The sequence below is a fragment of the Streptomyces sp. NBC_00878 genome, assembly GCF_026341515.1.
GTDB lineage: Bacteria > Actinomycetota > Actinomycetes > Streptomycetales > Streptomycetaceae > Streptomyces.
On sequence record NZ_JAPEOK010000001.1, the window covers coordinates 2,123,706 to 2,148,228 of the forward strand.

General features: G+C 70.4%; 19 protein-coding genes and 1 riboswitch. Of the genes, 11 read left to right on the top strand and 8 right to left on the bottom strand.

Features of this window, described 5'->3' with window-relative positions:
• Positions 1-152 precede the first annotated feature (152 nt).
• From OHA11_RS08565 to OHA11_RS08575, 3 genes are all read left to right on the top strand, one after another.
• Complete coding sequence (locus OHA11_RS08565) at positions 153-719, top strand: TetR/AcrR family transcriptional regulator (RefSeq protein WP_266493698.1); 567 nt, start codon at positions 153-155, stop codon at positions 717-719.
• 206 nt (positions 720-925) lie between these two features.
• Positions 926-1,432: an SRPBCC family protein gene (locus OHA11_RS08570; protein WP_266493700.1), complete on the top strand. Its 507-nt coding sequence runs from the start codon at positions 926-928 to the stop codon at positions 1,430-1,432.
• A gap of 112 nt (positions 1,433-1,544) precedes the next feature.
• Positions 1,545-2,177 carry an ABC transporter permease gene (locus OHA11_RS08575; RefSeq protein WP_266493702.1) on the top strand — a complete coding sequence of 211 codons (633 nt, stop codon included), beginning with the start codon at positions 1,545-1,547 and terminating at the stop codon, positions 2,175-2,177.
• Between the two features lie 62 nt (positions 2,178-2,239).
• Here OHA11_RS08575 and OHA11_RS08580 read toward each other — a convergent pair whose 3' ends face one another.
• Together OHA11_RS08580 and OHA11_RS08585 are read right to left on the bottom strand one after the other, a co-directional pair.
• Positions 2,240-3,208, bottom strand: a complete 969-nt coding sequence (locus OHA11_RS08580; RefSeq protein ID WP_266493703.1) for a 1-acyl-sn-glycerol-3-phosphate acyltransferase — start codon at positions 3,206-3,208, stop codon at positions 2,240-2,242.
• Complete coding sequence (locus tag OHA11_RS08585; RefSeq protein ID WP_266493704.1) at positions 3,205-3,972, bottom strand: GNAT family N-acetyltransferase; 768 nt, start codon at positions 3,970-3,972, stop codon at positions 3,205-3,207. The genes OHA11_RS08580 and OHA11_RS08585 overlap by 4 nt, the downstream gene beginning before the upstream one ends.
• Before the next feature lie 263 nt (positions 3,973-4,235).
• On the opposite strand from OHA11_RS08585, the gene OHA11_RS08590 reads away from it, so the two are divergent.
• Positions 4,236-5,810: a penicillin-binding transpeptidase domain-containing protein gene (locus tag OHA11_RS08590; RefSeq protein ID WP_266493706.1), complete on the top strand. Its 1,575-nt coding sequence runs from the start codon at positions 4,236-4,238 to the stop codon at positions 5,808-5,810.
• Positions 5,811-5,980: 170 nt separating this feature from the next.
• On the opposite strand, the gene OHA11_RS08595 is transcribed toward OHA11_RS08590, so the two are convergent.
• A complete protein-coding gene (locus OHA11_RS08595; protein WP_266493708.1) occupies positions 5,981-7,303 on the bottom strand; it encodes an NAD(P)/FAD-dependent oxidoreductase in 1,323 nt (440 codons plus the stop codon).
• Between the two features lie 539 nt (positions 7,304-7,842).
• Here OHA11_RS08595 and OHA11_RS08600 point away from each other — a divergent pair.
• The 6 genes from OHA11_RS08600 to metE all read left to right on the top strand — a co-directional run bounded on the left by OHA11_RS08600 (position 7,843) and on the right by metE (position 17,544).
• The gene (locus tag OHA11_RS08600; protein WP_266493710.1) at positions 7,843-9,243 is read left to right on the top strand and encodes a cyclopropane-fatty-acyl-phospholipid synthase family protein; all 1,401 of its coding nucleotides are present in this window, start codon (positions 7,843-7,845) and stop codon (positions 9,241-9,243) included.
• A 20-nt stretch (positions 9,244-9,263) separates the two neighbouring features.
• A complete protein-coding gene (locus OHA11_RS08605; protein WP_266493712.1) occupies positions 9,264-9,614 on the top strand; it encodes a DoxX family protein in 351 nt (116 codons plus the stop codon).
• A 113-nt stretch (positions 9,615-9,727) separates the two neighbouring features.
• Positions 9,728-11,533 carry a methylmalonyl-CoA mutase family protein gene (locus OHA11_RS08610; protein ID WP_266493714.1) on the top strand — a complete coding sequence of 602 codons (1,806 nt, stop codon included), beginning with the start codon at positions 9,728-9,730 and terminating at the stop codon, positions 11,531-11,533.
• Positions 11,533-13,719 carry a methylmalonyl-CoA mutase gene (gene scpA / locus OHA11_RS08615; protein ID WP_266493717.1) on the top strand — a complete coding sequence of 729 codons (2,187 nt, stop codon included), beginning with the start codon at positions 11,533-11,535 and terminating at the stop codon, positions 13,717-13,719. Before OHA11_RS08610 ends, scpA begins: the two co-directional genes overlap by 1 nt.
• Positions 13,720-13,724: 5 nt before the next feature.
• Positions 13,725-14,711 carry a methylmalonyl Co-A mutase-associated GTPase MeaB gene (gene meaB, locus OHA11_RS08620; RefSeq protein ID WP_266493719.1) on the top strand — a complete coding sequence of 329 codons (987 nt, stop codon included), beginning with the start codon at positions 13,725-13,727 and terminating at the stop codon, positions 14,709-14,711.
• Between the two features lie 130 nt (positions 14,712-14,841).
• Positions 14,842-15,066, top strand: a riboswitch (cobalamin riboswitch).
• Between the two features lie 159 nt (positions 15,067-15,225).
• On the top strand, positions 15,226-17,544 hold the full coding sequence (metE, locus tag OHA11_RS08625) for a 5-methyltetrahydropteroyltriglutamate--homocysteine S-methyltransferase (protein WP_266493720.1): 2,319 nt from the start codon (positions 15,226-15,228) through the stop codon (positions 17,542-17,544).
• 125 nt (positions 17,545-17,669) lie between these two features.
• Here the strand turns inward: metE and bla are convergent, their stop codons facing one another.
• The 5 genes from bla to OHA11_RS08650 form a co-directional block, all read right to left on the bottom strand.
• On the bottom strand, positions 17,670-18,563 hold the full coding sequence (gene bla, locus OHA11_RS08630) for a class A beta-lactamase (protein ID WP_266507039.1): 894 nt from the start codon (positions 18,561-18,563) through the stop codon (positions 17,670-17,672).
• Between the two features lie 303 nt (positions 18,564-18,866).
• Positions 18,867-19,514: a hypothetical protein gene (locus OHA11_RS08635; protein ID WP_266493722.1), complete on the bottom strand. Its 648-nt coding sequence runs from the start codon at positions 19,512-19,514 to the stop codon at positions 18,867-18,869.
• A complete protein-coding gene (locus OHA11_RS08640; protein WP_266493725.1) occupies positions 19,511-20,374 on the bottom strand; it encodes a carbohydrate ABC transporter permease in 864 nt (287 codons plus the stop codon). Before OHA11_RS08640 ends, OHA11_RS08635 begins: the two co-directional genes overlap by 4 nt.
• Positions 20,371-21,309 (bottom strand): carbohydrate ABC transporter permease, encoded by a 939-nt coding sequence (locus tag OHA11_RS08645; RefSeq protein ID WP_266493728.1) that lies wholly within the window; start codon positions 21,307-21,309, stop codon positions 20,371-20,373. The genes OHA11_RS08640 and OHA11_RS08645 overlap by 4 nt, the downstream gene beginning before the upstream one ends.
• The gene (locus tag OHA11_RS08650; RefSeq protein ID WP_266493731.1) at positions 21,306-22,607 is read right to left on the bottom strand and encodes an ABC transporter substrate-binding protein; all 1,302 of its coding nucleotides are present in this window, start codon (positions 22,605-22,607) and stop codon (positions 21,306-21,308) included. Before OHA11_RS08650 ends, OHA11_RS08645 begins: the two co-directional genes overlap by 4 nt.
• A 64-nt stretch (positions 22,608-22,671) precedes the next feature.
• Here OHA11_RS08650 and OHA11_RS08655 point away from each other — a divergent pair, with 64 nt between their 5' ends.
• Positions 22,672-24,165, top strand: a complete 1,494-nt coding sequence (locus tag OHA11_RS08655) for a Gfo/Idh/MocA family protein (protein WP_266493732.1) — start codon at positions 22,672-22,674, stop codon at positions 24,163-24,165.
• Positions 24,166-24,523 lie beyond the last annotated feature (358 nt).

Here is a 24,523-nt window from a genome sequence, read left to right on the forward strand (position 1 = left end):
TTGTGAGCAGCAACGACGGTGACGGCAGCCTGGTTCATAGGTGATCACCCGTACGGTTCTTCGCTCTGAACGAGCGGAAAGGGCCCGCCGACAAGCCGACCCGCCCACTCGATGGGGTTGACCCCGCCAGGTGTGAGTGGTTAAGTACTCACATGAAATCGGAAGCCCGACGACAGCTCTCCACCGCCGAGGAGCGCCGCGAGACGGTGCTGCACACCGCGATCGGAGCCTTCGCGGCACGCGGCTACTTCGGCACCACCACCATCGACGTGGCGAAGGCCGCCGGCATCTCCCAGGCCTACGTCTACCGGCTCTTCCCGAACAAGGAGTCCCTGTTCGTCGCGGTCGTCGAACACTGCTTCGTCCGGGTCCGGCAGAGCCTGGAGCAGGGCGCGGCGTCCGCGACCGGCTCCTCGCCGGAGGTGGCGCTCGCCGCGATGGGTGACGCGTACGCCCGGCTGATCAGCGACAACAACCTTCTGCTCGTACAGATCCACGCCCAGGCGGCGGCGGTTTCGGAGCCCTCGGTCCGGGATGCGGTGCGGACGGGGTACGCGCGTCTGGTGGAGTACGTACGCGGAGTCTCCGGCGGGAGCGAGCAGCAGATCCAGGAGTTCTTCAGGGTGGGCATGCTCTGCAATCTGGTGTCGTCCATCGGCGCCACCGAGGTGGACGCCCCATGGACGCGCACGCTCACCGCGGGCATCCGGCACTACTGACAACGGGCACGCCACCGCCCTGCGCGCCGCACACCCCACTCTCGCGATCCGCAGGCGTCCCAACGACTGTCCCGAGAGTGAGCAATTAACCACTCATTCACCCGCGCTTCGCGATGTCCCTGCGAGGCGGATTTCTCGGCCCATTCAATGAGTGGTCGACCACACATAAGAGTCCTGATGTCCGGCATCACGAAGGAGAGCACGCCGTGAACACCAACACCACCACCAGCGACAGCAGCAGCGACACCAGCGCCGCCGCCCCCGCACTCGCCCCGATCCAGGCCGTCGACGCCGAAGCCCCCATCACCGTCCGGCTGTCGATCACCGTGCGCGCCCCGCTCGCCGACGTGTGGGCGCTGCACACCGACATCGGCGCCTGGGCCGACTGGAACCCGGACATCGACCGGGCCTCGCTCGACGGCCCGCTCGTCCCCGGCACCCGGTTCCACTGGCTCACCCACGGCCTCGACATCACCTCGACCATCTACCAGGTCGTACCCGGCAGGCGCATCGTCTGGGGCGGCCCGGCGCAGGGCATCGACGGCGTCCACGCGTGGACGTTCGAGGAGTCCGACGGGGTCGTGACGATCCGGACCGACGAGTCCTGGAGCGGCCCTCCGGTCGACGCACAGCCCGAGGAGCTCCGCTCCGGGCTCACGCAGTCGCTTGAGCAGTGGCTGCTGCACCTGAAGAGGCGGGCCGAGCACCCGTAACCCCGACCCGAACGCGCCAGTCCAACCAAGACAAACGCATCACGCCACGTCCGTGGGGGCCGTCTCCCGGCCACCCCAGAAATCACCACAGCCACATCTACGGAGGTACACCATGTCCCACGCCGGCCCGACCGCCGCGACCAGCACGCAGCCGTCCACCTTGAGTGTCGTCCTCAACAACCGTCTGTCGTACCTGAGTTTCGGCTTCGCCTGGCTGATCGGGCACGGTGTGAACGCCATGACCCATGGCGACGACCCTGTCCTCGATCTGCCGTCCGCCGTGCCGGCGGCGCTGCTGGTCGTCGGCCTGGTCGCGGCCGTGGCCGTCACCAGTGTCGTCACCGCCAGGGCGCTGCGCGGGGTCCAAGGCCCCCAGGCGCTGGTCGGGAACCTGCTGGCTGCCTCCTGGCCGATCGGCTTCGGCGCGCTGTTCCTGGTCATCACCGCGCTGAGCGAGGCACTGGACGAGCAGGAGGTGCACACGCTCATGTGGCCGACCGCGTCCGGGCTCGTCGTGGGTCTCCTCTACCTCGCCGGCGGCGCCGCGTACCACGACCGTCTGCAGTACACGCTCGGCAGCTGGCTCGCCCTGACCTCGTCCGCCGCGCTCTTCCTCGACGGGGCGAACCTGTACTGGGCGCTCGCGCTTGCGGGCGGCGGCAGCTACTTCGTCGCGGCGGCCCTGGAACCCCGCCGCCGCGCGGACGCCCTGCTCGCCGGGTCGAGGAGGACCGGCACGGCTTGAGCGCCCTGCCGCTCCACCCTGCCTCCCGCGCGAGGGCAGCCCTCGCGCGGGAGGCAACGCCGTTACGTGCCCGGCCGACGGGGAGTGCGCCGGGACACCGCGGCCTCGTGGGCCGCGCGGGCCAGGGCGCGGCGGTCGTTGTGAGTACCCGGCGCGATGGGCGGCAGCACGGTGAGTTCGGCGGTCAGGCCGCGGACGGCGGCCACCCGGCGAAGCGAGGCGAGCAGGGTGTCCTTGCCGACGAACGCCGCCGCCTCGGCGAACCGCCGATCCTGGAGCCGGTAGCGGATGCTCACCGGTCGCACCGGGACCGACGCGTCGATCGCTGCCTGGAAGGCGGCGTGCCGGAACGGACCGTGCTCCCGGCCGCACCAGGTGGTGCCCTCGGGGAAGACGATCACCGACGAGCCCGCGCGCAGTGCCGCGGAGAGTTCGTCGACCTTTGCGGGCAGCGCCCGCAGCCGGTCGCGTTCGACGAACAACGTGCCGCCGTAGGCGGCGACTTGGCCGAGCACCGGGTAGGACGCGATCTCCTGTTTGGCCACCATCCGGCCGGGCAGCACGGCGGCGATCAACGGTATGTCCAGCCAGGAGGCATGGTTGGCGACGACCAGCATGCCTGTTGCCGGACGGGTCGGCCGTGCAGCCCGTTCCTGCCGTGCCATCTCTCCGCCCTCTCCTCCCTCTCCTCCCTCTCTTCCCTTTCCCTCCTCTCCGCCGCCCTCGGTGATCGTCGCCCGTACGCCGAAGGCCGCGAGAATGGTGCGGCACCAGCGCCTGATCAGCCGGTCGCGGAGGGGCCGGGACAGGCGCCGGATCAAGGGGATGAGCGAGACACCGAAGGCGATGACGGCGAGGCCCGTCACCAGGCGGGCCGCGCGCAGCGGCCGCGCGACGGACGGCCCCGGGTCGGAGACGCACAGGGCGGGGGTGCACGGGGCGCTGGGCAGCCAGAAGCTCGTCGGTACGGGGGCGTTGGCCGGAACCCTGTGGGACGAAGCACCGTGCGCGCTGTCGACGGGAACGCTCACCACGCGGATGCCAGGGCGAGAAGGCGGTTGAAGTGACGCGGGTCGGCGTGCCGCACGGACAGCAGTACGTAGAAGTCGGCCGCCCCGAAGTCGACGTCGTACGCCGGTTCTCCGCACACCCAGGCGCCCAGGCGCACATAGCCGCTCAGGAGCGGCGGGAGCGGAGCGCGCGCGGAGGAGGTGGCGGTGGCACGCCAGGGAAGGCGCGGGGTGACGCGGTATTCCGCGGGGGAAAGGTGCTTGGCGGACAGGGTCTCCCACACACGGCCGGCGAGTGCCCCGCCGTCCGCCAGCGGGACCGAACAGCAGCCGCCGAGCCAGCCGTGCCCGGCCCGGGTCAAGTAGCGCGCGACCCCGGCCCAGATGAAGGAGACGACCGCTTCTTCGTTGTGGTCGGGGTGGACGCAGAAGCGGCTCGCCTCGACGAGGTCGTGGCGGATCCCGGCCAGGCCGCCGAGCTGGAACTCGGCCGCCGCGTACAGGCTTCCGGCGGCGGAGGCGGGAACGGGCCGCAGCAGCCGGTACGTGCCGACGACCGCCCCTGTGGCTTCTTCGCGGACCAGCAGATGGTCGCAGCAGTCGTCGAAGGCGTCGACGTCCAGACCGGGTTCGGGTGTGGTGAGCGAGGCGCCCAGCCCGCCGGCGAAGACCTTGTGGCGCAGCCGTTGGGCAGCTCGTACGTCACGCTCGTCCCGCGCGAGGGAGACGGTATAGCGAGGAGGGGCGGTGTGGGGCAGGGAAGCGAGCGTTTTCGACGCGGCCATGTCTCTTTCTTTTCTTCTTCCGACGTCAAGCCGGGTGGTGCGTGTTGTTTCAGGCCGGTCACTGGAGGCCGACGTGCACCAGCGTCGGGGCCGCCGGTGCTCACTTCCCAGCCCGGACTGCTGTCCACCACTGATCAGTGCCATGGCAGGATCGACACCTGCGGCAGGCGCGGGTGTCCGGATGCCGCTCCTGCCGGGAGATACGCGAAAGACTCGGACGGCACCACAAGGGGCACCGCTGGACGCGGTGCCCGGAGGAAACCATGCGCAACAGAATCAAGCTCGCTGTCACCAGCGCGGCGGTGCTGCTGACAGGCGCGAGCGGTTACGGCGCGGTCGACGCTCTCGGACTGCTGAAGAAGACCGGACCGCTCTCCGCCGACGAAGTGCGCTCGACCGCACAGGACTTCCTCGATTCCTGGCAGGAGGGAGATCTGACGGCCGCGGCAGCGCTCACCGACGACGGCGACGCGGCACATCAGGCGCTGACTCAGTTTCGCCGAGGGGCCGGGACGGACGTCTCCTTCAAGACGGAACGGCAGGACGCCACCCGGGTGTCCTTCGCCACCACCCTCCGGTTCCGTGACGACGGTCGTACGTCGACCTGGACGTACGGTTCCTCCATAAAGCTGCTGAGGGACCCGGGTACGGGCGAGCCTCGCGTCGCCTGGCTGCCGTCCGTGGTGCATCCGAAGCTGCGGAAGGGCGACGCGATGACGGTCGCGGAGGCCGCCGCACCCGTGGTCGACGCCGTCGACAGGGACGGCAAGAAGCTGACGGCCAAGGAGTTTCCCTCCCTCGCCGGCGTACTCCCGTCGCTGGGCCGACGATACGGAGACAAGCTGGGCGGGACGCCCGAGGTGGAGGTCCGGCTCACCAGGGCCGGTGGCCGGTCGAGTGAGTCGCTCCACGTCATCTCGGCGGGCAAGCCGGTCAGACTGCGCACCACCCTGTCCGCGAAGGTCCAGCGGGCGGCCGAGCGAGCGGTCAAGAAGTTCCCGGAGTCCTCCACGGTCGCGGTGAAGCCCAGTAACGGCGAGATCCTCGCGGTGGCCAACAACCGTGGGGACGGATTCAACGCGGCCCTCCTCGGCCAGCTCGCTCCCGGATCCACCATGAAGATCATCACCGCGGCCGCGTTGCTGGAGAAGGGGCTCGTCACCGCGCCGGGCCCCGCACCCTGCCCGAAGGCCGCGCGCGTCGGCGGAACGACCTTCCACAACCTGGACGAGTTCGAGATGCCCGGCGCCACCTTCTCGGACGGCTTCAGCCGTTCCTGCAACACCACGTTCCTCGAGTTCGCGGACGACATCGACGCGGACACCCTGTCCCGGGAGGCGCGCGAGGTCTTCGGCGTGGGCCTCGACTGGCACAGCGGAGTCGCCACCTTCGACGGCAGCGTCCCCAAGGCGACCGGGGCGGAGAAGGCCGCGACGATGATCGGGCAGGGTCAGGTGCAGATGAACCCGCTGAACCTGGCCTCGGTCGCCGCGACCGCCTCGACCGGGAGGTTCAAGCAGCCGAACCTGGTGCCGCCGGATGTGGACGGCCGCCCGCTCGCCGAGGCACAGCGCTCTCTGCCGGACGACGTCGCGCGGCAACTGCGCACCATGCTGCACAGGACCGCGACGGAGGGAACGGCGGCCAAGGCGATGCAAGGGCTGCCGGGAGACATCGGCGCGAAGACCGGCTCGGCCGAGGTCGGCGGGAACGCCACGTCCGACAGTTGGTTCGCCGGCTACCGCGACGACGTCGCCGCGGCGGCCGTCGTGCAGAAGGGCGGCCACGGAGGCGACGCCGCGGGGCCGCTCGTGCGGGACGTACTCGAGACGCGGTAGCCGGGTCGTACCGAAGCCGAAGTGGCCACGTCGTCGTCGGGACGTGCGTGCGGGGCCGGTCGTGCGGCCCTGCGCGCGAATCGCAGGGCGAGCGGCGCTGATCGCACGGCGAGGAGCGCTGATCGTTCGGCCGGCGGCCAGTGGCGCATGCCGCTACCGCCGGGAGCGGTTTACCGCCGGGAGCGGAGGGCTGCTGCCGCGACGCGTACGGCGGTCGACGGGTGGAAGAGGTGCGTCGGCGGCTTCGTGAGGTGGACCACGGAGGTCAGGGTCCTGGCGACGGAGGGAGAGACCTGCGCGGCCATGGCGACCCTGCGGACGTAGTGGTTGACCAGGTCGGTTCCGCGTGGCTTGGGACCACGGGTCTGCGGGAACGCGAAGTCGCCCCCGGCCGCCAGGGTCCAGGGAACCTCGACCGCCTTGGCCGCCGCGGTGTAGTAGGCCGCTGCCGTCCCGGCCCCGTCGGGCCCGAACCGGTCCAGGGCCCCCTCCAGGGCGAGCGCCTGGAAGGCGGCACTGGTCATGCCCTGTCCGTAGACGGGGTTGAACGTACACAGCGCGTCCCCGACCGTGACGAGGCCGGCGGGTACGTCCGTCAGCCGCTCGAAGTGCCGTCGTCGGCTTGCCGGGAAGCGGTGGAGGAAGATGCCGCTGACCGGCTCGGCGCGGGCCACCAGTTCCGCGATCGACGGATCGGGCAGGCTCCTGGCGAAAGCCAGGAACGAGGAGTCGTCGTCGGGCAGGCCGCCCACGTGCAGCGCGAACAGGCCGATGAGCCAGCGATCGCCTTCGACGGGCAGCGCGTTGCCTCCCTGCGGACTTCCGGGCGGGGAGGCAAGGACGTAGGCGGCCTCTGCCCCGCCGACGCGTTCGCCCGGTAGCCGTTTCAACAACCGGCTGGAGTAGCCCGCGCCGATCTTCACCTGTGACACCTCGGGCCGCGGGACTCCCAGATCCGCCAGCCACCGGTCGGAACGTCCGGCCGAGCCCGAGCAGTCGGCCACCAGGTCCGCGGCGAGCAGCTCGCCGTCGGCGGTCCGTACCCCGGTCACCCGGTGTGTGTCGCCGGACAGGCCGATCGCCGCGCAGTCCGGCCGGATGGTGACGTTCGGCAGGTCCAGTACACGCCGGCGCAGCGACCATTCGAGAAGCGGCCTGGTGACCGTGAGGAAGTGGCACCCGGAGACGGCCTCCCGCAAGGGGTGCCCGTACTGGACCACCCGGCAGTCGGCGAGGTGGTCCAGACGTGGCCCGCCCGCTGCCACGAGTTCCGCCGTGACACCGGGGAACAGCTGCTCCAGGGCTCGTTGACCGGATTCGAGGATGCCGTGGGCGTGCCGCCCCTGGGGTACCACGGACCGGAACTCGGGCCCGGCGGGAAGGTCGCCACGGTCGACCACCACGACATGGCCGAATCTGTCCGCCAGCACCCGTGCGGTGCACAGTCCCGCGATGCTCGCGCCGATGACCACAGCGCGCCGCTGCTCGCTCACTCCGGAGCCTTCCTGTACGTCGTTCTCGCTAGGTCGTGTCCGCAAAGTCCCGCCTGCCCGGCGACGCCTGGCACGCCCTCTCGCCGCACCGGGCGAAGCCCCACGTACAACCAGTACGAGGGACTCCGCCCGGCACGCCGAGAGCACGCACCAGACGCCGCCGGGCCCGCCCTCCGGGCGGACGACGGGACTTTGCGGACACGACCTAGGGCGCAACCTGGCACGGAGACATTGCTTTTCGCGTGCCGTTCCGTTGTCGGGCCAAGCTTTCCGCCTTCTGGAACGGTGCTGGTCCGGACGGTGAACCGTTCCGGCCAAGTGCCCGTCGTACGGATCGACAGAGACCGCAGCACATTCCGCTGCCCGTCGACTCTCCGGACCTGATAGCCCCCTAACAGGGACGCGGAGACCGCGAACGGCTGTCACCGCACGTCGTGTGCGGTGACAGCCGCGAGTGGCACGGAGGTCCGGGCACCGTGCGCGGTGTCGCGCTGTGCGCGATCACGTACTCAATCAGTCCGCTCGTGGGGAGAAGAACGATGACCGGAGCCGCTTCCGTGCTGGCCCGATGTGTCGAGACCGCCACCGGCACTCAGCTGCCCGTGGCCATCAAGGCGTGGGACGGCAGCACGGCCGGGCCGGTGGACGGCCCCGCGTTCGTCCTGCGCAGCCCGCAAGCGCTGCGGCGGATGCTGTGGCGGCCGGGACAACTCGGACTCGCCCGTGCCTGGGTGGCCGGCGAGTTCGATGTCGATGGCGACCTGTACGAGGCGCTCGACCGGATATCGCGCCTGCTGTGGGATCGCGAAGGGGCGGAAAAGGCAGACGGCGACGACGGTGCGGCGCGCGGCCTGTCCGCGTTCCTGCGTGGTCCGAGCGGTGTCCGCGCTCTGTTCGAGACGGTTGCCCTGGCCCGTCCCGGGCTGCCGCCGGCCCCGCCCGCGGAGGAAGTGGGCGGTCGCCGAGGCCGTGCCCACACGCTGCGCAGCGACCGTGCGGCGATCAGCCACCACTACGACGTGGGCAACGACTTCTACCGGCTGGTCCTGGGACCCAGCCTGGTGTACTCGTGCGCCTACTGGCAGGGCCGCCCGGACGACGGGGCCACGCTGGAGGAGGCGCAGGAGGCCAAGCTCGAACTGATCTGCCGGAAGCTCGATCTGCGTGCCGGCGAGCGCCTGCTCGATGTCGGCTGCGGCTGGGGCTCGCTCGCCCTGCACGCCGCGCGGCGGCACGGCGTGCGGGTGGTGGGTGTGACGATCTCCGGAGAACAGGCCGTCCTGGCGCGCGAGCGCGTCGAGCGCGCCGGTCTGGCCGATCAGGTCGAGATCCGCGTACAGGACTACCGGGAGATCCCGGACGGCCCGTACGACGCCATCTCCTCCGTCGGAATGGCGGAGCACGTGGGGACGCGGGCGTTCCGTGGGTACGCGGAGATCCTGCACGGGCTGCTCAAGCCCGAAGGCCGCCTCCTCAACCATCAGATCGCGCGCCGTCCCGTCCGGGACGAGAAGTCGTACCGGATGAACTCCTTCATCGACCGCTATGTGTTCCCCGACGGCGAGTTGGCCCTGGTGGGCTCGACCGCGGCGCTGCTGGAGGAGGCCGGATTCGAGGTGCGTGACGTCGAGGCCCTGCGGGAGCACTACGCGCTGACGCTGCGGGAATGGGTCACCAACCTGGAGCGGAACTGGGACGAGGCGGTACGGCTCACCTCGCCCGAGCGGGCCAGGGTCTGGCGGCTGTACATGGCCGCCTCGGCGCTCGGGTTCGAACGGAACACGATGGGCGTGAACCAGGTGCTGGCCGTCCGGACCGCGCAGGACGGTTCCTCGGGCATGCCCTTGCTCAGAGGGGTGGGCCGGTGGGCGGAGCCGGCGCTGCCCGACGACCGCCGGACGGAATCGTCGGCGCTCGTGTCCGAAGCCACATCCAGCTGACCGCCCAGGAGCGAAAAATCATGATGAACATCCTCATGCTCGCAGGTGCGGTGTTCGGCGCCGGAATCGCCGCAAGCGGGGCCCTTCACGTAATCGGATACACCCGGTTCTGCACACCCGCCACCACGCTGGGGTTCTCCCCCGCCGCGGCCCGCGCGATCGGGGTGTACGAACTGATCGGGGGTGCGGCACTCTGCGCGGGCTTCTGGTTCCCGGTCGTGGCGACCACGGCGGCTGTCAGCCTCTTCCTTCTCACCGCGGCCGCCGTGCAGTACCACCACTGGAACGACGACAGACCCCGAAGACTCGTCCTGCCGGCGCTCACCTCGATGGTCATGCTCACCTACGCCGCGGTGACGATCATGACGTGACCTCGCGAATCCGTAGTACGGACCGGGCCCGCGGATCAAGGGGACCCCTGGGAGGTCAAGGTCACAGCGGGTGCCTCTGCTGCTCGCCTGTGCATCTGGCCTAGCATCCGAGCATGACGGTCCTGCCTGACGACGGGCTCTCGCTGGCCGCCGAGTTCCCTGACGCGACCCATGAGCAGTGGCAACGCCTCGTGGCGGGCGTACTGCGCAAGTCGGGCAAGGAAGTCTCGGACGACGCAGCCGAGGACGCTCTGTCCACCACGCTGGAGGACGGGCTCCGCGCCCGCCCTCTGTACAGCGCACACGACTCCGCACCCGATCCCGGCCTGCCCGGTTTCGCCCCCTTCGTACGGGGTGGCCGTGCCGAGGGCACCACCCTCGGCGGCTGGGACGCACGGCAAAGGCACACGGCCGCCGACGGCGACGCGGTCCTCGCGGACCTGGAGAACGGGGTCACCTCACTCTGGCTGGCCGTCGGCGCGGGCGGCTTCCCCGTGTCGTCGCTCGGCCGGGTCCTCGATGACGTCTACCTCGATCTGGCACCGGTTGTGCTGGAAGCGGGGCGTGAAGTCGAGCCCGCCGCACGGGAGTTGCTGCAGCTGTACGAGGAGCGGGGGGTCGCGCGCGACGCGGCTCGTGGCAACCTTGGCGCCGATCCCCTGGGCCATGAGGCCCGTACGGGGGACGACGGGTTCGACTTCGCGCCCGTCGCCGCTCTCGCGCGGCTGTGCGCCGAGGAGTACCCGGGGCTGCGGGCGATGACCGTGGACGCCTTGCCGTACCACGAGGCCGGCGGGTCGGCGGCCCAGGAGCTGGGCTGCTCGCTGGCGACCGGTGTCGCCTATCTGCGGGAGCTGACCGGGGCGGGCTTGACGGTCGAACAGGCCGTGGCCCAGCTGGAGTTCCGGTACGCGGCCACCGCCGACCAGTTCCTCACCATCGCCAAGCTGCGGGCGGCGCGCAGGCTGTGGGCGCGGGTCACCGAGGTGTGCGGCGCCCCGGGCGGGCAGCTTCAGCATGCCGTGACCTCGCCGGTGATGATGTCCCGCCGCGACCCGTGGGTGAACATGCTGCGCGCGACGATCGCGACGCTGGCGGCCGGGGTCGGCGGCGCCGAGGCGGTCACGGTGCTGCCCTTCGACCACGCGCTCGGCCTGCCGGACGCGTTCGCCCGCCGGATCGCCCGCAACACGTCGACGATCCTGGTCGAGGAGTCGCATCTGTCCCGGGTGATCGACCCGGCGGGCGGCTCTTGGTACGTGGAGCGGCTCACCGACGAACTCGCCCACGCGGGCTGGGAGTTCTTCCAGCGGATCGAGCAACAGGGCGGCCAGGCGGCGGCGTTGCGCTCGGGCCGCATCGGCAAGGACCTCGCCGCCACCTGGGCGACGCGCAGCGCGAAGCTCGCCAAGCGACGCGAACCCGTCACCGGCGTCAGCGAGTTCCCCAACCTCGCCGAACGGCTCGTGGAACGCGAGCCCGCCCCCGTGCCACCGCCCGGCGGGCTGCCGCGCGTGCGGCGCGACGAGGCGTACGAGGCACTGCGCGCCCGCTCCGACGCCCACCTCGCGGCGACCGGCACCCGGCCGCGGATCTTCCTGGCCGCGCTCGGCCCCGCCGCCGCCCACACCACCCGCCTCACCTTCGCCTCGAACCTGTTCCAGGCGGGCGGCATCGAGCCCGTCACCGAGGGCGCGTTCGAGGACAGCGGTGCCACCGAGGCCTGTCTGTGCTCCAGCGACGCGCTGTACGAGGAGCGGGCCGCCGAGGTCACCGCGTCCCTCAAGGCGGCGGGCGCCCGGCACGTGTTCCTCGCGGGCCGTCCCGGGCAGTACTCCGGTGTCGACGCCTACGTCTTCACGGGCTGCGACGCCGTAGCCGTGCTCTCCGCCACCCTCGACCGCATGGGAGTGTCCTGATGGAACCGACGGGACGAATCCCCGACTTCTCCGGGATCGAGCTGGGGGTTCCGAAGGCCGACGGCGGCACCGACGAGTGGCGCGGCGCCGTCAAGAAGGCCACCGGCGGCGACGACCTCCTCTGGGAGACCCCGGAGGGCATCGCGGTCAAACCGCTCTACACCGGGCAGGACCTGGAGGGCCTGGACTTCCTGGGTACGTACCCGGGCGTCGCCCCGTATCTGCGCGGCCCGTACCCGACGATGTACGTCAACCAGCCCTGGACGATCCGCCAGTACGCGGGCTTCTCCACGGCCGAGGAGTCCAACGCCTTCTACCGCCGCAATCTGGCGGCCGGCCAGAAGGGCCTGTCCGTCGCCTTCGACCTCCCCACCCACCGCGGTTACGACAGCGACCACCCACGGGTGACCGGTGACGTCGGCATGGCGGGCGTGGCGATCGACTCGATCTACGACATGCGGCAGCTCTTCGACGGCATCCCGCTGGACAAGATGACGGTGTCGATGACGATGAACGGTGCCGTGCTGCCCGTTCTCGCGCTCTACATCGTGGCGGCGGAGGAACAGGGCGTACCGCCCGAGAAGTTGGCCGGGACCATCCAGAACGACATCCTCAAAGAGTTCATGGTCCGCAACACCTATATCTATCCGCCGAAGCCGTCGATGCGGATCATCTCCGACATCTTCGCGTTCACCTCGCAGCGGATGCCGCGCTACAACTCCATCTCCATCTCCGGCTATCACATCCAGGAGGCGGGCGCGACGGCCGACCTGGAGCTGGCGTACACGCTCGCCGACGGGGTGGAGTACATCCGGGCCGGGCGCGAAGTCGGCCTGGACGTGGACGCGTTCGCGCCCCGGCTCTCCTTCTTCTGGGCTATCGGCATGAACTTCTTCATGGAGATCGCCAAGTTGCGGGCCGCGCGCCTGCTGTGGGCCAAGCTGGTCAAGCAGTTCGACCCGCAGAATCCCAAGTCGCTTTCCCTGCGCACCCATTCGCAGACCTCCGGCTGGTCGCTGACCGCGCAGGACGTCTTCAACAACGTCCCGCGTACGTGTGTGGAGGCGATGGCGGCCACCCAGGGCCACACCCAGTCCCTGCACACCAACGCCCTGGACGAGGCGCTCGCCCTGCCCACCGACTTCTCGGCGCGCATCGCCCGCAACACCCAGCTGCTGATCCAGCAGGAGTCCGGCACGACCCGGGTGATCGACCCGTGGGGCGGCAGCGCGTACGTCGAGAAGCTGACGTACGACCTCGCCCGCCGGGCCTGGCAGCACATCGAGGAGGTCGAGGCGGCGGGCGGTATGGCCAAGGCCATCGACGCGGGCATCCCCAAGCTGCGCATCGAGGAGGCCGCGGCCCGCACCCAGGCGCGCATCGACTCCGGGCGCCAGCCGGTGATCGGCGTGAACAAGTACCGCGTCGAGACCGACGAGCAGATCGACGTCCTCAAGGTCGACAACTCCTCCGTCCGCACCCAGCAGATCGAGAAGCTGCGGCGGCTGCGCGCGGAGCGCGACGAGCGGGCCTGCCAGGACTCGCTCGACGCCCTGACCCGGGCGGCCGGCGGCGAAGGCAACCTGCTGGAGCTGGCCGTGAACGCGGCCCGCGCGAAGGCCACCGTCGGGGAGATCTCCGACGCGCTGGAGAAGGTGTACGGGCGGCACGCGAGCCAGATCCGTACGATCTCGGGTGTGTACCGCACCGAAGCCGGCGAGTCGCCGTCCGTCGCGCGCACCCGCACGCTGGTGTCCTCCTTCGAGGAGGCCGAGGGGCGCCGGCCGCGCATCCTGGTCGCCAAGATGGGCCAGGACGGGCACGACCGCGGCCAGAAGGTGATCGCGACCGCGTTCGCCGACCTCGGCTTCGACGTGGACGTCGGCCCGCTGTTCCAGACGCCGGGCGAGGTGGCCCGCCAGGCCGTCGAGGCGGACGTGCACATCGTCGGAGTGTCCTCCCTGGCAGCGGGGCACCTGACCCTCGTACCGGCGCTCAGGGAGTCGCTCGCCGAGGAGGGCCGCGAGGACATCATGATCGTGGTCGGCGGGGTGATTCCGCCGCAGGACGTGCCCACGCTCGGTGAGATGGGCGCGGCTGCCGTCTTCCCGCCCGGCACGGTGATCCCGGACGCGGCGTACGACCTGGTCGAGCGCCTGGCCACCGACCTCGGACACGACCTCTGAGCCCCGTGGCGATCCAACTCGACACCTATGTGAAGGGCGTTCTCGACGGAAAGCGAGCGCTGGTGGCGCGCGCCATCACGCTCGTCGAGTCGACGAAGCCCCAACACCGCGCGCTGGCACAGGAGTTGCTGACCGAGCTGCTGCCGCACAGCGGGAAGGCGCGGCGGATCGGCATCAGCGGCGTGCCCGGCGTGGGCAAGTCGACGTTCATCGACGCGTTCGGGACCCTGCTCACCTCGCTCGGGTACCGGGTCGCGGTGCTCGCCGTCGACCCGTCGTCGAGCCGGACGGGCGGGTCCATCCTGGGCGACAAGACGCGCATGGAGCGCCTGGCCGTCGACCCTGCGGCCTTCATCCGCCCCTCCCCCACCGCCGGGACGCTCGGCGGGGTCGCGAAGGCGACCCGGGAGTCGATCGTGGTGATGGAGGCGGCCGGTTACGACGTGGTCCTCGTGGAGACGGTCGGCGTCGGCCAGTCCGAGACCGCGGTCGCGAACATGGTCGACTCCTTCCTGCTCCTGACCCTCGCCCGGACCGGCGACCAGTTGCAGGGCATCAAGAAGGGCGTCCTGGAACTGGCGGACGTCATCGCCGTCAACAAGGCGGACGGTCCGCACGAGCGTGACGCCCGGGGCGCGGCAAGGGAGTTGGCGGGCGCACTGCGGCTGATGCATCCGGCCGACGCGGCCTGGACCCCGCCGGTACTGAGTTGCAGCGCCCGGGAGGGCACCGGCCTGGACACGGTCTGGGAGCGCCTGGAACAGCACCGCACGCTCCTCGAATCCACCGGCCGCCTCGCCGCCAAGCGCCGCGACCAGCAGGTGGACTGGACGTGGACGATGGTCCGCGACGAACTCCTGGGCCGACTGCACGCAGATCCGACGGTCCGCGCACTGGCCCCGGACCTCGAACGCCAGGTAAGGGAAGGCGAGTTGACCGCAACCCTGGCGGCCGAGCGGATCCTGAGAGCCTTTGAAACCGGGCCGAGCTGACCCACCTCGGGGGCGCGGGGCTGTATCGATATGCGGCTCCTTCCTCACTCTCGGCTTCTCCCCCATCGTGGGCGCGACCAGCCCCCACCGGGCCCGCACCCAAAATCGACGCATCCGACCCATACCCCGTAGGCTGGCAAGCGCAGCTGGTTCGCCCCGTCCGCCAGGCGGGATGCGTCGCAAGAGGGAACCCGGTGGGAATCCGGGACTGCCCCGCAGCGGTGAGTGGGAACGACCGCCGTCATACGCACTGGGCCCCAAGAAGCGGGGCCTGGGAAGCGACGGCCAGTAGGTGTCCTCCGTACGGAGGACGCGCCCACGAGTCCGAAGACCTGCCATCTGCCCGTACGCGACCGATCGCGTACGGACATCCCGGTGACCTCGTGGGCGGGTCGGCGTACATATCCGGCGGACGACCGCGCTTGTCGCGCGAGGTACCTTGCCGGGTTCGTCACCCCTTCGCGTTCACGTCCGTCCCGGGATCTCAGGGAGACATCTCGCGAAGGAGAGTTCCGTGACAGCGAAGTCCGCAGCCGCGGCGGCACGGGCCACCGTGTACGGCTACCCCCGTCAGGGCAGGGGCCGGGAACTGAAGAAGGCGATCGAGGGGTACTGGAAGGGCCGCGTCGACGCCGACGCCCTCCGGGCCACCGCCGCCGAACTGCGCCGCACCAATTGGCGGCAACTGGCCGAGGCCGGCCTCCACGAAGTGCCGACCGGCGACTTCTCGTACTACGACCATGTCCTGGACACCAGCGTCATGGTCGGCGCGATCCCCGGGCGCCACCGCGCCGCGGTCGAGGCCGACGCGCTCGACGGCTACTTCGCGATGGCGCGCGGCACCCAGGACGTGGCGCCGCTGGAGATGACGAAGTGGTTCGACACCAACTACCACTATCTGGTACCGGAGTTGGGGCCGGACACCGTCTTCACCGCCGACTCCGCCAAGCAGGTGGGCGAACTCGGTGAGGCCCTCGCCCTGGGCCTCACCGCCCGCCCGGTCCTCGTCGGCCCCGTCACCTACCTCCTGCTCGCCAAGCCCGCGCCCGGCGTGCCCGCCGACTTCGACCCGCTGACCCTGCTGGACCGGCTGCTGCCCGTGTACGCCGAGGTCCTCGCCGATCTGCGGGCCGCGGGCGCGGACTGGGCGCAGCTCGACGAACCGGCCCTCGTCCAGGACCGCACACCCGCCGAACTCAACGCGGCCGCGCGCGCCTACCGCGACCTCGGCGCCCTCACCGACCGTCCCAAGCTGCTGGTCGCCTCGTACTTCGGCCGGCTCGGCGACGCACTGCCCGTGCTGGCCAAGGCTCCGGTGGAGGGTCTGGCGCTCGACTTCACCGAGGCCGCCGCGGCCAACCTGGACGCCCTGGCCAGGGTCGGCGGTCTGCCCGGCAAGCGCCTGGTCGCGGGCGTGGTCAACGGCCGCAACATCTGGGTGAACGACCTGTCGGCGTCCCTCGCCACGCTCGGCACACTGCTCGGGCTGGCCGACCGGGTCGACGTGGCCGCCTCCTGCTCACTGCTCCATGTCCCCCTCGACGCCACCACCGAACGCGACATCGAACCGCAGATCCTGCGCTGGCTCGCCTTCGCCCGCCAGAAGACCGCCGAGATCGTCACCCTCGCCAAGGGCCTCGCCCAGGGCACCGGCACGATCACCGGCGAACTCGCCGCCAACCGTGCCGACTTGGCCTCCCGCGCGGGCTCCCCCATCACCCGCGACCCGGCCGTACGGGCCCGCGCCACCGCGGTCACACAGGCCGACGCCCGCCGTTCCCAGCCGTACGCCGAGCGGGCCACGGCCCAGCGCGCCCACCTCGGGCTGCCCCTGCTGCCGACCACCACCATCGGCTCCTTCCCGCAGACCGCCGAACTGCGCACCGCTCGGGCCGACTTGCGTGTCGGCCGGCTCGACGCGGCCGGATACGGGGAGCGCATCAAGGCGGAGATCCAGGAGGTGATCGCCTTCCAGGAGAAGACCGGCATCGACGTCCTCGTGCACGGCGAGCCCGAACGCAACGACATGGTCCAGTACTTCGCCGAGCAGCTGACGGGCTACCTCGCCACGCAGCACGGCTGGGTCCAGTCCTACGGCACCCGCTATGTCCGCCCGCCGATCCTGGCCGGCGACATCTCCCGCCCGGAACCGATGACGGTGCGCTGGACGACGTACGCCCAGTCGCTCACCGACCGCCCGGTCAAGGGCATGCTCACCGGACCGGTCACCATGCTCGCCTGGTCCTTCGTCCGCGACGACCAGCCGCTCGGGGACACCGCCCGGCAGGTCGCCCTCGCCCTGCGCGACGAGGTGAACGACCTTGAGGCGGCCGGGACTTCGGTCATCCAGGTCGACGAACCCGCCCTGCGCGAAACCCTGCCGCTGCGCGCCGCCGACCACCCCGGCTATCTGGCGTGGGCCACCGAGGCGTTCCGCCTCACCACGGCCGGGGTCCGGCCGGACACCCAGATCCACACCCACATGTGCTACGCCGAGTTCGGCGACATCGTCCAGGCCATCGACGACCTCGACGCCGACGTCATCAGCCTGGAGGCCGCCCGCTCCCATATGCAGGTCGCCCGCGAACTGGCCGCGCACGGCTACCCGCGCGAGGCCGGGCCCGGCGTCTACGACATCCACTCACCGCGCGTCCCGAGCACGGACGAGGCAGCCGCCCTGCTGCGCAAGGGACTTGAGGCCATCCCGGCCGAACGGCTGTGGGTCAACCCCGACTGCGGCCTGAAGACCCGCGGCTGGCCCGAGACCCGGGCGTCCCTGGGGAACCTGGTCGCGGCCGCCCAGACGGTCCGCGCGGAGCTGCCCGCCAACTGAGCCGCCTGGCCGACTGATTCACCGATCCGATCAATCCAGCTGATCCGACCGGCCGAGGACTTGTGTGCCCCCGGCCGGTCCTCGGCACCGTGATCGGGCATCCGGCGCTCGTTCTCCCTGGTGCGTCAGGTGAGTTCCGTCGCCACCAGCTCGGCCGCCCTGGCGACCAGCGGGTTGTCCGAGGGGCCCTCGGGGGAGTGCGTGGTCGACAGGACGGCCAGCACCAGGGGCGGCCGTCCGGGAGGCCATACGACACCCACGTCGTTGGCGACCCCGTACGACGAGCCGCCCCCGGTCTTGTCCGCGAGGGTCCAGTCGCCGGGCAGGCCGGCGCGGAAACGCTCGGTGTTGGTGGTGTTGGCGATGAGCCACCCGGTCAGGCGTTCGCGGTCCTCGGACGGAAGCGCCCCGCCGATGACGAGCCGTGCGTAGGTCCGCCCGATGGCGCGAGGGCTGGTGATGTCGGTCGTGCGCCACGGTTCGGCCGAGTTCAGCTCGGGTTCCCACCGGTCGAGCCGGGTCGTCCGGTCGCCGACCGAGCGGCAGAACCGGGTGACCGCGGTCGGTCCGTCCAGCTCGCGCAGGAGGAGGTTCGCGGCCCCGTTGTCACTGTGGGAGACGGCGGCGGCGCACAGTTGCTCGACGGTCATGCCGCCCGCGACGTTCTCGTCGGTGCCCGTGATCGGGGCGTAGCCCGCGGCCGTGACGTACTCCTTGGTGTACCGGATGCGCCGGGCCAGGAACTCACCGTCGCGGTCGAGGTCCCGCAGGACGGCCGCGGCCGTGAGCGTCTTGAACACCGAGCACATGGGGAAGAGTTCGTCCGCGCGGTACGCGACGGTCCGGCCCGTGGCCGTGTCGTGGGCGAGGACACCGAGGCGCGCGGAGTGCTCCCGCTCCAGGTCGCTCAGCCGTCCGGAGAGTCCAGAGAGTCCGGAGAGGCCGACTCCGCCGGGAGCTGAGGCCTGTGCCACGGTCGGGGCGGCCGCCACCAGTGCTGTGCCGGCGCCGAGGGCCAGTACCGTACGGCGGTTCGGGCGGGAGCGGGAGCCGGGGCTTGAACGGGAGCCGGGGCCGGAGCCGGAGTTGGAGCGGGAGCTGGAGCTGGAGCCGGAGCTGGAACTGGATCCTGTGATCTCCAAGGCTGTACTTCCTGTTCGTGCGGTCGTGACGTTCCTTTCGATGATCAAGACGTCACGACGGGCCGAACAGTTTCCCTCGGGCCTGGTTCGGCACGGCGCGCACGGCCTCGGCTGCCTCCTCGGCGAAAGCCGACGGCCGCCTCGGTGACATCGCCGAGGCGGCCAGTCTGAGTCAGCCACTCAGCCGGTCAGATCCTGATGAAGTCCGGCCGCCTCCTCACGCGGGGCGTACCGACGCGGAGGCATCCGTACGTCGACCGCCGTCAGTGCCATCGCCAGCGGCCCCGGCACCAGGAACGCCAGCGGCAGCGGCAGCAGCATCCACGCGCACATCGCGGCCGCCACGACGGCGAGCAGGACCAGACCGCTGCCGCCCACATCCCGTACGGAGTCCCGGGCGGCCCCGCCCACCGCCGCCCGCCAGTCGGTGAGCGACTCGGGGCGCCCGCAGGCACGGAGGCCGACGACGGCCGCGTACGCGCCGATCACGGCGGCGACGATCGCGAACAGCGGGGCACCCGGCAGTCCCGCGCCGGCCAGGGCCAGGTCCGCCCAGAGCAGCAGGACCCCGGCCAGGAACAGCGCTCCGGCCGCGAGGTCCCCGGCGCGCAGGCGTTGCCGCAGCAGCGCCAAGTACCGTCCCGCCGTGGCTGGTTGGTCCTCGCGGGCGCCGCGCAGGACCGCGCACGCCGTGGACAGCGCCGCCGGCAGCGTGACGACCGGCAGCGACACGAGGGCCGTGCAGACGCCGACGCTCAGCACGTCCGCGAACAGCGTCATGCGCGGACCGAAGATCTCGCCCGTCTCGCGGGCCTGTCCGGCGCTCATCCCTTGATCCCGGAGTTCGCCATGCCCTCGACCAGGAACCGCTGGAAGGCGAGGAAGAACAGCACGATCGGGAGAAGGGCGATCACCGACATCGCGAACATCGGGCCGAACGCGGACTGGCTGGACGCGTCCACGAACGACCTGAGCGCCAGCGTGAGCGTGAACTTCTCCGGCGAGAAGAGATAGATCAGCTGGGTGAAGAAGTCGTTCCAGGTCCAGATGAAGGTGAAGATCGCGGTCGTGATCAGCGCGGGTCGCGTCAGCGGCAGGATCACCAGGAAGAAGCTCCGGAACGGGCCGCAGCCGTCAATGCGCGCCGCCTCCTCCAGCTCGCGCGGCAGCCCGCGCATGAACTGCACGATGAGGAAGACGAAGAACGCCTCCGTGGCAAGGAACTTGGGCAGGATCAGCGGCCAGTAGGTGTTCACCATGCCGAGCTGGTTGAAGATGATGTACTGCGGGATCAGCACGGCGTGGTGCGGCAGCATGATCGTCGCGATCATGAACGCGAAGAGCGGACCGCGGAAGCGGAAGCGCAGCCGGGCGAAGGCGTACGCGGCCAGTGAGCAGCTCAGTACGTTCCCGACGACCGCGCCGCCCGCGATGAACAGGGAGTTGCCGAGCAGCTGCCACACGGAGACGTCGTTCACGCCGTCGAGGGCTGTCTGGTAGTTGGACCACTCCAGGCTGCTGGGCAGCAGGTCGAGGCTGGCGATCACCTCGTTGGCGGGCTTGAGCGAGGTGGCGAGCAGCCATGCCAGCGGGTACAGCATCACGAGCAGCGCGGCCAGACAGCCGAGGTGCAGGGCGATGCGATGCCAGGCAACCGGCTTGCGTACGGCGACAGTTGAGGTGGTCATCGGTCCCCCTCGGACGCGTAGAAGACCCAGGAGCGCGAGGTGCGGAACAGTACGGCGGTGACGGCGCCGATGACGAGGAGCAGTACCCAGGCCATCGCGGAGGCGTAGCCCATGTGGGAGGCGACGAAGCCGCGGTCGTAGAGGTAGAGCGTGTAGAAGAGTGTCGAGTCGGCGGGGCCGCCCTTGCCCGCGCTCACCGCGAAGGCGGGGGTGAAGACCTGGAAGGCCTGGATGGTCTGGAGCACCAGGTTGAAGAAGATCACCGGGGAGAGCATGGGCACGGTGATGGACAGGAACTGCCGCCAGCGACTCGCCCCGTCCACCGACGCCGCCTCGTACAGCTCCGTGGGGATCTGCTGGAGTCCGGCGAGGAAGATGACCATGGGAGCGCCGAACTGCCACACCGTCAGCAGGGCGACGGCGAAGAGTGCCCAGCCGGGCTTGTTGACCCAGCCGCCGGTGCCGAGGAGGTTGTCGACCGTACCGCCGTCGTTGAAGATGGCCCGCCACACGAGGGCTATGGACATCGAGGTGCCGAGCAGGGAGGGCGCGTAGAAGGCGGAGCGGTAGAAGCCCTTGCCGCGCCTCATGTTCTTCAGGGCGAGCGCGACGACCAGCGCGAGGCCGAGTTGGAGGGGTACGGCGATGACGACGTACGTCAGGGTCGCGACGACCGAGCGCCAGTAGCGCGGATCCTCGGTGAACATCTGCGTGTAGTTGCGCAGGCCCACCCACTGGGGCGGGTTGAACAAGTCGTAGTCGGTGAAGGAGAGATAGAGCGAGACGGCCATGGGCAGCAGGGTCAGTACGGCGGCGCCGAGGACCCAGGGCGAGAGGAACACCCAGGCGGCGCCCTCGCGTTGGCGTCGCCGCGGCTTGCTCGGCGGGTCGACGTCCGGCGTGCGTACGGCTGTTGGTATCTGTGTGGTGGTCATGACCTCAGCTCCGCCTTCGCCTCGGTGACGTAGTTCTCGGCCGCCTCGCGGGGCGACAGCCGCTCGTACGACACCTGGTCGTAGTCGCGCTGGAAGGTGGTCTGCAGGGCGCTGTCTCCCGAAGGGGGCGCCTGGGGCGGGGCGTTGAGCTTGCCTTCGAAGGGGGCCTGGTACTCGTAGATGGTCTTGTCGAAGTCCTTGAGGTCCGTGGCGATCTCGTCGCGGATCGACTCGTTGACCGGGATGCCGCGGCTCGCGCCGACGATCTTCGCCGCCTCCCTGTCGTTGAGCATGAAGTCGACGAGCTGAGCGGATTCCTTGGGATGGCTCGTGTCGGCCGCGACGCCCATGAACATGGAGGGCTTGAAGTACTGGCCGGGCGTGCCGTCCTCGTTCGACGGCATGGGGGCGAGCGAGACCCCGTCCGGGACGAGGGCGAGGTAACCGCTCGCCGGGGCATCCCAGTTCATCTCGGAGAAGGCCGTGCCACGGCCCAGCGGAGTGTTCTCGACCGAGCCGTCGAGCTGTGTCGTCTGCTCGGCGGACGAGACCGCACCCTCGCGCCGCAGCTTGTCGGTGAAGGTCCACCACCGTGTGAGATCGTCGGCGGTGAAACCGAGTCGCTTGTCCTCCGTGTACAGGGACTTGCCCTGGCCGCGCAGCCAGACCTCGAAGGCGTCCTCGCTCTGCCCGGGGTCGGTGCCGCCGGGCTTGCCGGTCTTCTCGGCCAGCGCGCGCATGGCGTCGGCCCAGTCGGTCCAGGTCCAGCCCTGCTTGGGCAGTTCGACTCCGGCGGCCTTCCACCGCGTGGTGTCGTACACCATGGTCTCGGAGCCCCGGCCCTGCGGGATGGCGTACAGCTTTCCGTCCACCTTGCCGGTGGCGAGCAGCCCCGGCTCGAACTCCCCCGTCTTCAGGACGGATTCCTGTTCGCCGAGGTCGAGGAGCACGCCTCCTGTGGCGTACTGGTCGATCATCCGGTAGTCGAGCTGCATCACGTCGGGGGCGTCGCCGCCGGCGGCCTGGGTGGCGAGCTTCTGCTTGTACGGTTCGTATCCCGCGAACGAGGTCTGTACGTCGATGCCCGGGTGCTTCTTCTCGAAGAGCTCGACGGCCTCCTGCGTCCTGGCGGCCCGGTCCGGGTTGCCCCACCAGGTGTAGCGCAGTGAGACCGAGCCGCCCGCGCTGGTCGATTCGCCCGATCCTGAGCAGCCGACGAGCACTGAGCAGAACGCCAGCGTCGCCGTGGCCGCCGCGACGCGGAGCTTCCAGGACTCCCTTGTCCTGATTCCGGGCATGAGTGGTTCACCTCTTTCACTAGAAAGCGCTTCCACCCCCCGGCATGACCCTAAGGACGTCCTGATGTCAGAACAAGACCCTTGCACCGGATCCGCTTCGGCCACCGCGTCGTCCACCGCCTCCGCCGCGTCCACCGCGTCCACCGCCTCCGCCGCCTCCGCCGCCTCCGCCGCGTCCACCGCGTCTCCAGCGGCTGCCGTATTCGGTGCGGGAGAGCGTCGGCGCTGTGCCGTCGTGGGGCTCGGGGCTCGTGCCCGGATGTTCACCGAGGCATTGACCGGGCCGTACGCGGACCGGATCGAGTTGGTGGGCTTCTGTGACGTCAACGCCCATCGCATGGCCGTCCACAACGGCTGGATCGCGGCCGATCATCCTCGACGGGAGCCCGTGGCGGCGTACGCGGCCGAGGATTTCGAGGTGATGCTGCGCCGCGAGCGCGTGGATCTTGTTGTGGTGTGCAGTGTCGATCGCACCCACGACGACTATGTCGTGCGTGCGCTGGAGGCGGGCTGCGACGTGGTCACCGAGAAGCCGATGACGACCGACGCCGAGCGGGCCCGCCGCGTCCTGGATGCCCAGCGGCGGTCCGGTCGTGAGGTGCGGGTGGCGTTCAACTACCGCTACAACCCCGTGCATTCGGCTGTGCGGGAACTCATCGCGGCCGGGGAGATCGGCGAGGTCGGCTCTGTGCACTTCGAGTGGCTGCTCGATCTGCGGCACGGCGCGGACTACTTCCGGCGGTGGCACCGGGACAAGGCCAACTCCGGTGGGCTCATGGTGCACAAGGCCACGCACCACTTCGACCTGGTCAACTGGTGGCTGGGTACGGAGCCGGAGACCGTGTTCGCGCAGGGTGGGCTGTTCTTCTACGGCGAGGAAGCGGGGCGGCGGCGGGGGCTCGCGCGACCCTATGCCCGGGCGCACGGCTCCGCTGCCGCTCAGGGCGACCCGTTCGCCTTGCGTCTGGCGGACTCGGCCGTGCTCAGTTCGCTGTATCTCGACGCCGAGAGGGAGGACGGGTATCACCGGGACCAGAACGTGTTCGGGCCCGGGGTGACCATCGAGGACGACATGGCGGTGCTTGTGCGGTATGCGTCTGGGGCCTCTCTCACCTATCACTTGACCGCCTACTCGCCCTGGGAGGGGTATCGCGTCGCCTTCAACGGGAGTGAGGGGCGGTTGGAGCTGTTGGTGGAGGAGTCGACGTGGGTTCCGCCCGAGGAGCGCGTCGATGGGGCGAGTCCTGTCATGCATGGGTCGGGTGTCGGTGAAGAGGCTGGTCGTACGGAGTTGTTGGTGCGGCGGTTCTGGGAGCGGCCTCGTGTGGTGAAGGTCGGGGGCGGGGACGGGGACGAAGGCGGTGTGGCTGAGGGTGGGCACGGGGGTGGGGATGTGCGGATGCTTGCCGATCTGTTCGGGCCGCGGTGCGGTGAGGATGCCCTGGGGCGGGCGGCCGACGCCTTCGATGGGGCGAAGTCGTTGGTTACCGGGCTGGCCGCCAATGAGTCGTTCGAGACCGGGTTGCCAGTGCGGGTGCGGGATCTGTTGGACGTGTGAGCGCTTCCGGTCCGGTGGGTGGCGGGGGCGGGGCCGTGCCGGTACGTCCGTTCGCGACCTCCGGGCGTACTGCCCTGAGTTTCTGGGTGAGGTTTCCAGCGGGAACCGTACGTCGCGAACGTGACGCACCGGCACGGCCCCGCCCCCGCACGTGCGTTGGCGGGTGCGGCTCGGTGGGGTGCTTACGATTCTGGCGTGGTTGAGTTTTGTGTGCGGCGGGACAGTGCCCTCGACGTTGGTGAGGCGTGGCGGCGGCTCACGCTGTGGGAGCGGCATGGGGAGGTGGTGCCGTTGACCCGGGTCGCTGTTGTTGCCGGGGACGGGGGCGGGGAGGGCACCGTGATCGTGGCTCGGACCG

Bases quoted from the DNA above. Each gene is read 5' to 3' on its own strand.
- OHA11_RS08565 (WP_266493698.1), top strand. From the start codon at position 153: ATGAAATCGGAAGCCCGACGACAGCTCTCCACCGCCGAGGAGCGCCGC.
- OHA11_RS08575 (WP_266493702.1), top strand. From the start codon at position 1,545: ATGTCCCACGCCGGCCCGACCGCCGCGACCAGCACGCAGCCGTCCACC.
- OHA11_RS08585 (WP_266493704.1), bottom strand. From the start codon at position 3,972: ATGGCCGCGTCGAAAACGCTCGCTTCCCTGCCCCACACCGCCCCTCCT.
- OHA11_RS08590 (WP_266493706.1), top strand. From the start codon at position 4,236: ATGCGCAACAGAATCAAGCTCGCTGTCACCAGCGCGGCGGTGCTGCTG.
- OHA11_RS08600 (WP_266493710.1), top strand. From the start codon at position 7,843: ATGACCGGAGCCGCTTCCGTGCTGGCCCGATGTGTCGAGACCGCCACC.
- OHA11_RS08605 (WP_266493712.1), top strand. From the start codon at position 9,264: ATGATGAACATCCTCATGCTCGCAGGTGCGGTGTTCGGCGCCGGAATC.
- OHA11_RS08610 (WP_266493714.1), top strand. From the start codon at position 9,728: ATGACGGTCCTGCCTGACGACGGGCTCTCGCTGGCCGCCGAGTTCCCT.
- scpA (WP_266493717.1), top strand. From the start codon at position 11,533: ATGGAACCGACGGGACGAATCCCCGACTTCTCCGGGATCGAGCTGGGG.
- OHA11_RS08635 (WP_266493722.1), bottom strand. From the start codon at position 19,514: ATGAGCGCCGGACAGGCCCGCGAGACGGGCGAGATCTTCGGTCCGCGC.
- OHA11_RS08640 (WP_266493725.1), bottom strand. From the start codon at position 20,374: ATGACCACCTCAACTGTCGCCGTACGCAAGCCGGTTGCCTGGCATCGC.
- OHA11_RS08645 (WP_266493728.1), bottom strand. From the start codon at position 21,309: ATGACCACCACACAGATACCAACAGCCGTACGCACGCCGGACGTCGAC.
- OHA11_RS08650 (WP_266493731.1), bottom strand. From the start codon at position 22,607: ATGCCCGGAATCAGGACAAGGGAGTCCTGGAAGCTCCGCGTCGCGGCG.
- OHA11_RS08655 (WP_266493732.1), top strand. From the start codon at position 22,672: ATGTCAGAACAAGACCCTTGCACCGGATCCGCTTCGGCCACCGCGTCG.